This is a genomic window from Kibdelosporangium phytohabitans, assembly GCF_001302585.1.
Taxonomy (GTDB): Bacteria; Actinomycetota; Actinomycetes; order Mycobacteriales; family Pseudonocardiaceae; genus Kibdelosporangium; species Kibdelosporangium phytohabitans.
In genome coordinates this window covers 3,086,653-3,098,927 of the sequence record NZ_CP012752.1, presented here as the reverse complement: position 1 = coordinate 3,098,927, position 12,275 = coordinate 3,086,653, and the positions used below count along the sequence as shown (strand labels likewise).

Annotated in this window: 12 protein-coding genes; 6 read left to right on the top strand and 6 right to left on the bottom strand. The window is 67.5% G+C overall.

Features of this window, described 5'->3' with window-relative positions; translation table 11 throughout:
• Positions 1-2: 2 nt before the first annotated feature.
• Positions 3-842 carry a sulfurtransferase gene (locus AOZ06_RS14400; RefSeq protein ID WP_054289860.1) on the bottom strand — a complete coding sequence of 280 codons (840 nt, stop codon included), beginning with the start codon at positions 840-842 and terminating at the stop codon, positions 3-5.
• Between the two features lie 78 nt (positions 843-920).
• On the opposite strand from AOZ06_RS14400, the gene AOZ06_RS14395 reads away from it, so the two are divergent.
• The 4 genes from AOZ06_RS14395 (at position 921) to AOZ06_RS59855 (ending at position 5,467) form a co-directional block, all read left to right on the top strand.
• Positions 921-1,616, top strand: a complete 696-nt coding sequence (locus tag AOZ06_RS14395) for an iron-dependent transcriptional repressor DtxR (RefSeq protein ID WP_054289859.1) — start codon at positions 921-923, stop codon at positions 1,614-1,616.
• Positions 1,613-2,770 (top strand): galactokinase, encoded by a 1,158-nt coding sequence (gene galK / locus AOZ06_RS14390; protein ID WP_054289858.1) that lies wholly within the window; start codon positions 1,613-1,615, stop codon positions 2,768-2,770. The genes AOZ06_RS14395 and galK overlap by 4 nt, the downstream gene beginning before the upstream one ends.
• A 19-nt stretch (positions 2,771-2,789) precedes the next feature.
• Positions 2,790-3,743: a UDP-glucose 4-epimerase GalE gene (gene galE, locus AOZ06_RS14385; protein WP_054289857.1), complete on the top strand. Its 954-nt coding sequence runs from the start codon at positions 2,790-2,792 to the stop codon at positions 3,741-3,743.
• Between the two features lie 1,313 nt (positions 3,744-5,056).
• On the top strand, positions 5,057-5,467 hold the full coding sequence (locus AOZ06_RS59855; RefSeq protein WP_225955359.1) for a transposase: 411 nt from the start codon (positions 5,057-5,059) through the stop codon (positions 5,465-5,467).
• A 714-nt stretch (positions 5,468-6,181) separates the two neighbouring features.
• Here AOZ06_RS59855 and AOZ06_RS58875 read toward each other — a convergent pair.
• From AOZ06_RS58875 to AOZ06_RS14370, 4 genes are all read right to left on the bottom strand, one after another.
• Positions 6,182-6,355: an LLM class flavin-dependent oxidoreductase gene (locus AOZ06_RS58875; protein ID WP_218921989.1), complete on the bottom strand. Its 174-nt coding sequence runs from the start codon at positions 6,353-6,355 to the stop codon at positions 6,182-6,184.
• On the bottom strand, positions 6,352-6,621 hold the full coding sequence (locus AOZ06_RS58870) for an LLM class flavin-dependent oxidoreductase (protein ID WP_218921988.1): 270 nt from the start codon (positions 6,619-6,621) through the stop codon (positions 6,352-6,354). Before AOZ06_RS58870 ends, AOZ06_RS58875 begins: the two co-directional genes overlap by 4 nt.
• A gap of 237 nt (positions 6,622-6,858) precedes the next feature.
• On the bottom strand, positions 6,859-7,977 hold the full coding sequence (locus AOZ06_RS53865) for a DUF4192 domain-containing protein (protein WP_083471684.1): 1,119 nt from the start codon (positions 7,975-7,977) through the stop codon (positions 6,859-6,861).
• Between the two features lie 145 nt (positions 7,978-8,122).
• On the bottom strand, positions 8,123-10,192 hold the full coding sequence (locus AOZ06_RS14370) for an alpha-galactosidase (protein ID WP_054289855.1): 2,070 nt from the start codon (positions 10,190-10,192) through the stop codon (positions 8,123-8,125).
• 78 nt (positions 10,193-10,270) lie between these two features.
• Here AOZ06_RS14370 and AOZ06_RS14365 point away from each other — a divergent pair, with 78 nt between their 5' ends.
• Entirely contained in the window at positions 10,271-11,479 is a 1,209-nt protein-coding gene (locus AOZ06_RS14365) for an ROK family transcriptional regulator (protein ID WP_054289854.1), read from the top strand.
• A gap of 178 nt (positions 11,480-11,657) precedes the next feature.
• On the opposite strand, the gene AOZ06_RS14355 is transcribed toward AOZ06_RS14365, so the two are convergent.
• Positions 11,658-11,909, bottom strand: coding sequence for a hypothetical protein (locus AOZ06_RS14355; protein WP_054289852.1), 252 nt, complete (start codon positions 11,907-11,909; stop codon positions 11,658-11,660).
• Positions 11,910-11,914: 5 nt separating this feature from the next.
• On the opposite strand from AOZ06_RS14355, the gene AOZ06_RS14350 reads away from it, so the two are divergent.
• Positions 11,915-12,268, top strand: coding sequence for a hypothetical protein (locus tag AOZ06_RS14350; protein WP_054289851.1), 354 nt, complete (start codon positions 11,915-11,917; stop codon positions 12,266-12,268).
• Positions 12,269-12,275: the final 7 nt, after the last annotated feature.

Here is a 12,275-nt window from a genome sequence, read left to right as displayed (position 1 = left end):
CGTCAGCCGGTCTCCACAGGTCGCTGCGGGTCCGAGGACCACTCCGACCACGACCCGGGGTAGAGCACCGCCGGGTGCTCCGGGCCGGTCACCCCGGACACCTCCAGCGCCAGCACGACCGACGAAGCGGTGACACCCGACCCGCAGTAGGCGCCGACCGCGGCCGGGTCGTGCACGCCCAGCGAACGGAACCGTTCCGCCAGTTCGGCAGCGGGCAGCCACCGGCCGTCTTCACCCGTGTGCCCGGCGAAAGGAGCGTTCACAGCACCTGGGATGTGGCCCGCGCGCGGATCCACCGGCTCGGTCTCGCCGCGGTAGCGCTCCGGCGCGCGTGCGTCGAGCAGGACACCGGATCGGGCGAGCCCGGCCGCGCCGTCGGCGTCGATCGTCGGCATCCCGCCTGGCCGCACCTCGATGTCACCCCGTTGCGGCTGCGGCACTTCCGTCGTCACAGCGCGCCCTTCCCCTTGCCACGCCGCGTAACCACCGTCGAGCACAGCCACGTTCGAGTGACCCGCCCAGCGCAGCAACCACCACGCACGGGCAGCGACGGAACCGTTGCCGCCGTCGTAGACCACGACCGCCGATTCGTTGCCCACGCCCGCCGCACGCAGGACTTCCCGCAGGTCACCGGGGTCGGGCAGCGGGTGCCTGCCGCCTGCGCCCGGCGGCGCCGCCAGCTCGGCGTCCAGGTCGACGAACACCGCGCCGGGCACGTGTCCGGCCATGTAGGACTCACGGCCGGGCGGGCCACCCAGCGCCCACCGGACGTCCAGCAGCACCGGCGGCGGGGAATTCTTCAGCAGATCAGCCAGTTCCGAAGTGGAGACAAGTGCGCGCACCCCACCATCCTGGCCCGCCGGGCACCGGAGAGTGTCGGTGGGTGCGACTACCATGGACGCCGACGAAGGGGTAGCGGCGTGAACGAGCTCATCGACACCACAGAAATGTACCTGCGCACCATCTACGAACTCGAAGAAGAAGGTGTGGTGCCGCTCCGCGCGCGGATCGCGGAACGGCTGCAGCAAAGCGGGCCGACAGTGAGCCAGACGGTCGGCCGGATGGAACGCGACGGACTGCTCGTGGTCGCCGACGATCGTCACCTCGAACTGACCGACCACGGCCGGGAACTGGCTGTCGCGGTGATGCGCAAGCACCGGCTCGCCGAGCGGCTGCTCGTGGACGTGATCGGGCTGGAATGGGAACACGTGCACAGCGAGGCATGCCGCTGGGAGCACGTGATGAGCGAGGCGGTCGAGCGCAAGCTGGTCAAGCTGCTCGGCAACCCGACCACCTCGCCGTACGGCAACCCGATCCCGGGCCTGGACAAGCTGGGCGAGGGCGAGCCCGCGCCGCCGGCCGAGGCGGACCTGGTGCGGGTGGACGAGGTGGCCCGCCGGGGTGGCGGCAAGGTGGAGATCCGCCGGATCGCCGAGCACGTGCAGATGGACCCGGACCTGATGGCCGAGCTCAAGTCGGTCGGCCTGCTGCCGGGGCAGACGGTCAGCGTCGGCCCGTCCAAGGGTGACGGCAACACCATCGAGGTCAGCGGTGCGGGCAACTCCGCCCAGATCGAGCCCTCGGTGCTGCACGCCGTGCTGGCGCGGTCCGAGTGAGCCAGGCCGCGCGAGCGGCCGAGGCGTTCGAACGACTGCACGGCCGGTCACCGGCCGGCGTGTGGTCGGCGCCCGGGCGCGTGAACCTGATCGGTGAGCACACCGACTACAACGACGGATTCGTCCTGCCGTTCGCGATCCCGCACCGCACCGCGGTCGCGGCGTCGCCCCGCGCGGACGACACGATCACAGTCTCGACGCTGCACGACCGCGGCCGCGCGGAGACCGCGGACCCGGTCCGGATCCCGGACCTGGCGCCCGGCACAGTGCCGGGGTGGGCCGCGTACCCGTCCGGCGTCGCGTGGGTCCTGCGCGAACAGGGCATCAGCGGCGGCGCGGACCTGGTGATAGCCGGTGACGTGCCCGCGGGCGCGGGCCTGTCGTCGTCGCACTCGCTGGAGTGCGCCACGGCGTTGGCGCTGCTGGGTTTGGCGGGTTCACGCCAGTCGACCAGCGACATCGCCAAGTGGATCCAGCTGGCCGAGAACGACTTCGTCGGCGCGCCAACGGGTCTGCTCGACCAGACGGCGTCGCTGAACTGCACCGAGTCGCACGTGCTGTTCCTGGACGTGCGGTCCGGCGAGGCCGAGCAGGTCCCGTTCGACGCCTCCCGGCACGGCCTGGAAGTGCTCGTGATCGACACGAGGGCCAACCACTCGCACATCGGGTCCGGTTATGGCGAACGCCGCCGCGGCTGCGAGCAGGCAGCCGAGGTCCTCGGCATCCCGGCCCTGCGCGACATCGAGCTGGCCGGGCTCGGCGAGGCTCTCGCGAAGCTGCCGGAGCCCCTGCGCCCGCTCGTGCACCACGTGGTGACCGAGAACGACCGCGTGCTGCGCACAGTGGCGCTGCTGCGTGAGGACAAGTACGCGGAGATCGGCCCGTTGCTCAGCGCGTCGCACGCCAGCCTGCGTGACGACTACCGTGTGTCATGCGACGAACTGGACGTGGCCGCGGAGGCGGCTGAAGCAGCCGGGGCGCTGGGTGCCAGGATGATCGGCGGCGGCTTCGGCGGGTCCGCGATCGCACTGGTGCGTGCCGAGGCCCACGCCGAGGTCGAGGCGGCGGTCACCGAGGCCTTCGCCAAGCGGTCGTTCACCGCGCCACGGATGTTCACGGGGGTGCCCTCGGCGGGCGCCGGCCAAGATCGTTGAAGGTGAAAGGGGACAGCCAGTGAAGCTGCTCGTCACGGGCGGTGCTGGGTACGTGGGCAGCAATTGCTCCGCACGGCTCGTCGAAGCAGGCCACGAGGTCGTCGTGGTCGACGACCTGTCGACCGGGCACGCGGACGCGGTGCCGGACGGTTGCAGGCTGATCCAGGCCGACTTCGCCGACGTGGCGAGCACGGTGCTGGGCGAGGGCTTCGACGGCGTGCTGCACTTCGCGGCGAAGTCCCTGGTCGGCGAGTCGATGCAGGACCCGGCGAAGTACTGGCACGGCAACGTGGTGAACTCGCTGCGGCTGCTGGACGCGATGCGCGAGCATGGCACGCCTCGCCTGGTCTTCTCCTCGACGGCGGCGGTCTACGGAGAGCCGGACGAGGTCCCGATCCCCGAAACGGCGCCAACGCGCCCGACGAACACGTACGGCGCCACCAAGCTTGCCGTCGACCACATGATCAGTTCGTACGCCGCGGCCCACGGCCTGGCAGCGGTCAGCCTGCGGTACTTCAACGTGGCGGGCGCTCAGGGCCGCTACGGCGAGCGGCACGCGACCGAAACCCACCTGATCCCCCTGGTCCTCCAGGTGGCGACGGGCCAGCGCGAGCGGATCCAGATCTACGGCGACGACTGGCAGACCGAAGACGGCACCTGCGTCCGCGACTACATCCACGTCACGGACCTCGCCGACGCCCACCTCCTGGCGATCGAAAGCGCGACCGAGGGCAAGCACGCGGTGTACAACCTCGGCAACGGCACCGGCTTCTCCGTGAAGCAGGTCATCGAAGCCTGCCGCGAGGCAACCGGCCACGAAATCCCGGCCAAGGTGGCGCCCCGCCGCGCGGGCGACCCGGCAGTCCTGGTGGCTTCCAGCGAGCGCGCCCGGACCGACCTGGGCTGGAAGCCGGAGCGAGCCGACATAGCGACCATCGTGAACGACGCCTGGGCCTTCACCCAGTCCCGCTAGTCGTCCCATCGGACCGAAGCACCCGCGCCACCGCTGGCTGGCCGCGGGTGCTTCGCTGTCTCACTGGCCGAATGCCCGTCCCGCCGCACATGTTGTCCACCTACACACCGCACCACTTCCATAACCAGCACCCGCACGCGCTTGACACCTGCAAAACCATCCACGCCAATCGACTCCTCGCCCCATCCCGCGACCGGCGCCACCAGCCCACGCCGCCGAGCGACTCGGCGCATCCCATGCCACGGCCAACAACCAAGTCGCCAGGCACCGCGCCAGAGTCCCGCCTACCTCACGCAACCGACGACGCCAAGATCGACCGAGTCGGCCAGAACCTGAGCAGCGGCATGCCCGAACCCTGGGCACACGGCGACTCTTCATCAACCCAGCATTCTGGACGCAAATCCGGACAGTCCAAACACACCCTGCAAACCGAATGCGCCAAGCCCAAGCGGCAACGACACCAAGCACTACCCGGCTGGAGGTACCCGTTGATGGACACCAACGATGTCGCCCCGAACTCACGGACTCGTCGGCGAAGTGGCCAGACCCCGCGGCCGGGCCGTGGTCTAGAACTCCATCGAGCTCACCCAGCCCAGCTCTGAGCGCCCGAGACAACGGCGGCACCCCTTCTCTATGTCCAAGAATCGCGCTCGCTAACCCAAACGGTGCCCGCCTCTGTTGCCGGTCGAGCAGCTCAGCCCGCATGCGCCCCACGCCCACGACTTGCATACCCGAACCATCACCCGCCGCACCACCGTCGCCTGCAACACCTCCACCGCCCCCCGACCGGACCCCAGAACGCCTCATCCATGGCGTCGTCGCAGACGATCCCATCGTTCCAGAAAGGCAGCCCAGCTCGGCGTGCAGATGCTCGGTGATGCAGCAGGTTTGGGTCTTCGTGACGCGAACGGTGTGTGAACAGATTAGTCACTGCCACCACCGCAAGCACCCGTCCTACCTTGCACCACAACGGTAAACCGGCCAGGCCAGTCCAACACATCAACAAGGCCAACGACTAACGCGACACACCTATACCCTGTCCAAGGTCGGCGTCCCACGAAGCGTAGTGCTCCATAGGTTTGTATGAGGCCTAGCGGAGTGCCGGGCCGTGTCAGTCGCCGCTCGAACAGCGGGCTCACAAGCGGGCGTACTAGGTCGTGTGTCGAAGTTGGCTGCGTGGTTTGACCGGAGTTGACGCTGCCGGGTGTGTTGGTGATCAGAATGAGTGACGTCTCCGGTACAGGGTTCGTCGACCAAGAAGAACCTGAGCACGGAGACCCCGTGGGCACCTTCGCGGTGGCGGGCGGTTCGACCTGACTGACGCGCAGTGGGCGTTGCCGGAGCCTTTGTTGCCCCGGCCGTCGCGGTCAGGGCGACCGCCGTCATGGAGCAAGAGGCAGCTCATCGACGGGATCCGATGGCGAGTGCGGAGCGGGTCACCCTGGCGGGACACTCCCACCACCGTATGGATCCTGAGCCGCGATCCATGGACTGTTCCGCCGGTGGCAGCGGGCCGGCGTCTGGCACACGATCCTGACCGCGCTTCGCGCGTGGGCCGACGCGGCCGGACGAGTCACCGAGGATGTCCTTGTGGACCCCACGATCGCGCGAGCGCATCAGCACGCCGCCGGTGCCCGGAAAAAGGGGTCTGTAGCGGGAGTCGCCGGGCGGGATCGCCGACGAGCCCGATGAACACGCACTGGGCCGTACGCGGGCCGGGCTGACCACGAAACTGCATCTAGGTCGTGAGCAGGACCAAAAGCCGTTGTCGATCGTGCTGACCGCTGTCAGTGTGGCGACAGCCCGCAGTGTACCCCCGTGTTAACGGGTACCCGGGCGCCTCGGCTGGCGGATGGGAGACCCCGGCCCCAACCCCGGTCGTGTGGTGGCGGACAAGGCCTAGAACGTCGACAGCCACCCGTGAGTACCTGCGCCACCAAGGGATGCGGGCGACTATCCCGAATAAGGCAACCAGGACGCCCACCCCAAGGCCAGAGGGTCGAAGGGTGGACGGCCACCTACCTGCGCCACTGAGACCTGCAAACAGTGCCACGCCGTGGAATGCGACATCAACCGGGTACAAACGCCATCGCGCTGTGGCCACCCCCTACGTCAAACTCGCCGTCCGCTACGAAACCGCCGTCCATACCGCCGCGATCAACGAATGGCTCTAACCGACTTCGACTCAGGCCCTAGTCGACCATGCTGGACGGCCACGACCGCCCAGACATAGTCGGTGGCTGCATGCGATCGTCCTTGGCGCCGCGGGCGTGAACGAAACAGGGCTTGTTGGAGGCGCGGGGTGACCAGTGCAGTACCGACGAAGGCCTTGTGCCCGCACGCACCAATGAAGGTCATATGCCCGTGCGCACCAGCGAAGGTCTCAAGACCGCACGCGTCGGCGGACCGGGTGAGGTCGTCGCCGATCTCGGTCAAGGTCAAGGGTCGGGCCTCGCTGGAGGGATGGTCGCGCCGACGTACAGCGGCGGCACGGTCTCCGGCGGCCAGCCCAGCTCGACATCACGCAGCTTGACGTACCGGCCCTCAGTGGTCACGCGTCCTCCGGCGAGCAACGACCGCATCGCCACCGCGTACTCCCGCAGGAGAGTCAACGGCGACTCGGCACGGGCACCGACCTGCCCATCCAGTCCTGGACACCGTGGCCGAGACCGAGCAGGACCCGGCCCGGAAACAGCCGGTACAGCGTGGCCGCTTCCATTGTGGCCAGTGCGACGTTGCGCAGCGGCACCGGAAGCAGCCCGACGCCGACCTTCAGCCGATCGGACAGCGCGAGCGCGGTCGCCGCGGTGGCGATCCCGCTTTCCAGGAAGCAGTCCTCCCAACGACGCTGGCGATGACCTTTGCGTCGGCACTCCAACCTCGGCCATCTCAGCCCCGCAGGATTCAAGACCCAGACCGAGGGAGTCTGACCACCACGCCGAACGTCCTGTCCGCCCAACAGGTCAACCGCACTCCTAGCACTCGCGCCCGCAAGACAGGGTTACGACGCACCTACGGCTCCACATCGCAGCAGGCTTGTTGGTATCGGCCGGGTTGCGTGGGCCGAGGTGAGTACCGTATGTGGCTCACCCCGACCGGCAGAGCCTTCTCGTCCTTACTCGTTGGGTGGCTGTGCGTTGTCTGGTGGGTGTGGGTTCGACGGGTCTGAGGCGTGGATTTCCAGCGAACGCGGGCCGTCCGTGATGGGAGGGCGCGGCACGTGGGTTTTGGCGGGTTCTGCCGGGTCCGTGAAGGCTTGGGCTACGGCTGCGGCGACCGAGTCAGGTGGTAGGCCGTAGTCCATGGAGGTTCGTAGCAGTTTGGCGAAGCTGTGGTCAGGGTCGGACTCGATGGCCAGGTCGACCGCGACGCCAGCCATGACGCCATCCCCGCGCAGGAACGCGGTAAGGGCAAGCAAACAAGCAGGCTCAGCTCGATAAGGGTCAGGGAGAGCGCGGACGAGTTCAGCCCATGCTTCCTCGATGGGCCGCCCGATACTCGTCACCTCAGGGTGCAGGCACCCGTCACGAACACGGACGTTCTTCAGCGCGACTGCCAGGTCGACCAACCGATCCTCCTCCAGCGCCCACTTCCCATCCCGTACCCGCTGGACCAGGTCATCGAGCAGCTGTTGAGCAACGGCCTCATCCTGTTCCTGGGCAAGAGCGGCCTTGATCTGCTCAGCCCGCGCGGCCGGTGACGCACTGTCGACCGGTTCGAGAGTGGTCCGGATGTCCGCCTTGCTGGCGTACGTCACCGACCCCATACATGCAGCGGTGGCAGCGAGTTCGGAGGCGGTCGGATCCGGCACCGACCCGTTGCACTCCAAGTCCGGATAACACCACCACGTGGCGCCCTCCTCGATCTCGGAAACCCAGTACGCATGATGCACAGCCACAGCGGACTCAGAGAACACCTGGGCAAAGGTGTCGACAAGTTTCCTGTGCGGCAGAGGATCCGGCGGACTCACCGAGCCATCGCACACGACGATCACGGACACACCACATGAGTTCGCACGCAGTACGGGAAGTTTGAGCTGTTCGACAAGCGAGTGGTAGAGCTCCGGCGGTGGTATGTCCGCACGCAGACACAGGGTTATCTGAGTACGACTCGCACCCGCGTAGACACAGACCACCACGGACTCGCTCGGCTTGAAACCGAGCAGGTACGGAACGGCCGCGATCAGGTCACCGTTGCCTTGGAGGTTGATTCGGGCTCGCTGCTTTGCCTGCATGATTCGACTCTGCCTTCTTCGCTTCTTCTTGCGGCAGAGGTCGTTGGGGGCGGTTGTGGACAACCGCCCCGGTGTGGACAACTGGCTTTTTTGATCTTCTTCGGGGTGCGACTGGTTTGGGGATGGTGTATCTTGCCGTCTTTCTTCAAGATGGGTTGATTTTCGTGAGGTGGATCATCGTGCTGGCGTAGTCGCCGGTTGGCAAAGACGGTTCCAGACCGTGGTGCAGCAGGACAGCGCCGCAACACTCGCCCGCGCCGGTACGGTACCGGGCTGAGGGGTCCAAGGCCTTGAGACGTACGGGAAGTGGCGGTTTGCCGAAGTTGACCACGGGCCGCCACAGCAACACCACTACTTCGTTGCCCAGGGTGTACTGGACGCCCGTGACCGGGCCCGCGGCGAGCTGGTACTGCGAGCCGTGCTGTACGACGTGCCGGATTTCCTTGTACTGCTTCAGCAAAGTGGTTGCTTCGGTCAGTTCTTCCGGTGTCCAGTTCAGCAGGTTTCCGCCGATTCCCAGTACTCCCGCCATTGCCACGTGGAAGCGGAACGCCAGTGGGATCACGCGTCCGGTCAACTGGTTCGGGCTGTCGGTCACCCAGGCCGACATCGTCCTTGCCGGGTAGAGCGTGCTGTAGCCGTGCTGGATGCGGATGCGATCCAGGGCATCCGTGTTGTCCGACACCCAGGCTTGGTCCGTCCTTGCCAGCATGCCGAGGTCTATCCGGCCTCCGCCTCCCGAGCAGGCTTCGACGCGCAGGTTCGGGTGGTCGGCGCGGAGCCGGTCGATGATCGCGTAGACGTGCCTGACGTGGTCGATCCACAGCCTGTCCTGGTCGGCTTCGCCCGGCCAGCCCGCCTCGCTGAACGCGCGGTTCATGTCCCACTTCAGGAAGTCGATCTCGTGCCTGCCCGCCAGCTGGTCGAGCCACTTGTGGGCCCATTCGGCCACGTCGGTGCGGGCGAAGTTGAGCACGAGCTGGTTGCGCAGGGTCGTCCGTGTCCTGTTCGGCATGTGCAGGACCCAGTCCGGGTGCTGCCGGTACAGGTCGCTGTCCGGGTTCACCATCTCCGGTTCCACCCACAGCCCGAAGCGCATGCCGAGCCGGTGCACCTCGGCGATCAACGGGTCCAGCCCGCCGGGGAAGCGATCCCGGTTGACCTCCCAGTCGCCGAGCCCGGCTGTGTCGCTGGTCCGCGCGCCGAACCAGCCGTCGTCCATCACGAACAGTTCGCAGCCCATTGCCGCCGCCCGCGCTGCCAGGCCTTTCTGGTTCGTCTCGTTGACGTCGAACTCCGTGGCTTCCCAGGAGTTGTAGATGACGGGACGGGTCTCGTCGGCGTGCGGCAACACGTGGTTACGCACATAGACGTGCCAGCGGCGTGCGGTTGCCTCGACCCCGTCCGTGGCGTAAAGCCCGGCGAACACGGGGGTTTCCCATTCCTCGCCGGTGTTCAGCCGCCAGCTCACGCCTTCGTGCCCGAAACCGCCGGAGAAGCTGGTCTGCCCTGAAGGCGTGTGCCGCACGGTGATCCGCCACGAACCGCTCCACGCCAACGCCCCGCTCCACACTTCGTCGCCGTTCCGTACGAACAGCCACGGGTTGGCTTGATGACTCGACGTGCCGCGGCGGCTGGTGAACACGGTCTCGCCGTACGTCAGGGGCGTGCGCTGGAGCTGGAACTCGTTCGACCAGCCGCCGACCGTGTGCGTGAGCTCGTATCCGGCTCGGTATGGCAGGAACCAGGACGCGGAGTCCGTGCGCAGCAACGTGATCGGTTCGTCCGCTCCGGTGTGCCGCAAAGTTGTCCAGCGCTCGATCACGTCCGTGTCCGCGCCGACCCGGTAGTGCAGCGCGACTTCCAGCGGGTAGTGCCGGTCGGCGAACCGGATCGCCAGGTGCCCCTCGTCGATGGTGTGGTCGAGGTACTTCCATTCGAAGGCCCTCGTGCCGTCGGGGAAACGCACTGAGAGCGACGGCGCGTCGAACCGGGCACTGCCCTCCACCACGAGTTCCTCGTCGGTGGTCCCGTCGACGGCACTGATCTTCGACAGGACAGGCGTCCGGATCGCCGCGGCTTGCTCGACGGTCAGCGCCGGTCCCCAGAACACGTGCCGCGGCGCGTCCGACTCGTCCAGCCGCAGCGCGTACGACGTGGTCGCCGTCGTCAGCAGCCAGAGCCGCTCGGCAGGATCGAAGACCACCTCAGCCATGCGTTGACCTCGCGTTCCACCCGGGGAAGCACTTAGTTTCTTGACGAAGTTAATTTATGAGACCTACGCTACCGAAGCATGACGCCACGACGCCAGAGCAGGCGCGCGCCGGTCACCAGCCCGGCGGCGGCCACCGTTTTCACCACGGTCCTCACCCAGGGCCCGGTGTCACGGGTGGACGTGGCGCGCCGGACCGGCCTGTCGTCGGCCGCGGTCACCAAGGCGGCCCGGCCGCTGATCGAGGCCGGGTATCTCGCTGAGCTCGACTCCGAGCAGGGCGGGGTCGGCCGACCGGCCAGTCCGCTGGAAATCCGGGCCGAGCGGGAGTTCTTCCTCGGCATCAAGATCACCGACCGTGAGCTGGTCGGCGTGGTCACGGACCTGCGTGCGCAGGTCCTGCTCACCAGGTTCCACCCGTTGTCCTCGTGCAAGCTCGACGCGGTCGTGGACGGCGTCGCGGCGATGGTCACCGAGCTGCTGGCGGAGTCCAAGTCGTACAAGCAGCGGACGCACTGCCTCGGCGTCACGATCGCGGGCGATGTCGACCGCGAGTCCGGCCACGTCCGCTACTCCCCCTTCCTGCACTGGCGGGACGTCCCGCTGGCGGACCTGCTGGCCGAGAAGGTCGACCTGGAGATCACGGTCGACAACGACGTCAAAGCGATCACGGTGGCCGAGCGCTGGTTCGGCAACGGGATCGGCGCGGACTCGTTCGCGTTGGTCACGCTGGGCACCGGGATCGGCTGCGGGCTCGTGGTCAACGGCCGTGTGGTGACCGGGTCGCACGGCGTCGCCGGGGAGATCGGGCACATTCCCGTCTTCGGCGACGGGCCGTTGTGCCACTGCGGCGCGACTGGCTGCGTGGAGGCCATCGCCTCGACGGACGCGATCGTGGACCAGGCCAGGACCACGACCGGCGAGCGGGACCTGACGATCGACGAGGTCATCACCGGCGCCCGGATGGGCGATGAGGCGCTGCGGCGGGTGTTCGCCAGGGCGGGTGTGGCGATCGGCCGCGGTCTGGCCGCGATGGCGAACCTCGTCGGGCCGGAGCGGATCATCGTGTCCGGCGAGGGTTTGGACGCGTACGACCTGTTCGCCGCCGAGATCAGGGAAACCTTCGGCACGCAGGCGTTCGGCGCCGCCGCGCACTGCGAGCTCATTCTCCGCCCGCTGCCGTTCGAGGAGTGGGCACGTGGCGCGGCGGCGATCGCCGTGCAGACGCTGTTCCTTTCGGCTACAACTCCTGGGGCGGTTTGGGGTCAGCCGTCGCCGACCCGGCGTTGATGAACGAGACCAGCGACTTCATCGTCGGCAAGCTGCCCGCGTTCAAGGGCGCGTCCAAACCGTACGTCGGTATCGACTCGTACTGGGACGCCATGCTGGACCCGCAGTGGCAGTACGAGAACCCCGGGATCAGCTGGAAGAGACTCGAAGAGTACGTGGCGCACGTCAAGGCCAACGGTCAGGAGCCCGCGCTGTACTTCCAGCCGTTCACGAACTTCTGGAAGGAAGGCATCGACAACCAGGTCGGTGGGACGGCGCTGTGCGACGGCTGCCCGAACCAGACGTTGCGGCAGACGGTGTTGCAGGCCGACGGCCAGCCGATCCTGCTCAACGGCGGCTGGGCGCTGGACCCGTGGGCGGGCGAGGACACGTTCATCGACCTGGCGATCTCCCCTTTGTTCAAGGGCCAGTACGGCAACGCGCGGCGCATCTCGTGTGACGTGCACGGCTCGATGGATATGGCACGAGGAAAAGCCGGACCTGTACCAGAAGAGCACGGAGAACCTGCTCAACCCGGTGACGTACGGGTGGTGGCTGGACAGGGTCTACGACTACAACGACGCCGACCACATCCAGTTCGGCAACTACTACCACGACAAGGACACGTACCTGGCGGTGTGCAACTTCGGCAAGGCACCGCGCGAGTTCCGGATCGACCCGGAGCGGATCGGCCTGCCGTACCGGAGCGCTTTGCGGGAACTGTGCTCCAGCAGGACGTTCACCAGCCGTGGCCGGACGGACGTCACCGTGCCGGGCGAGGACGCGGTCATCTACAAGGTCACCTCGTAAGGGAGCG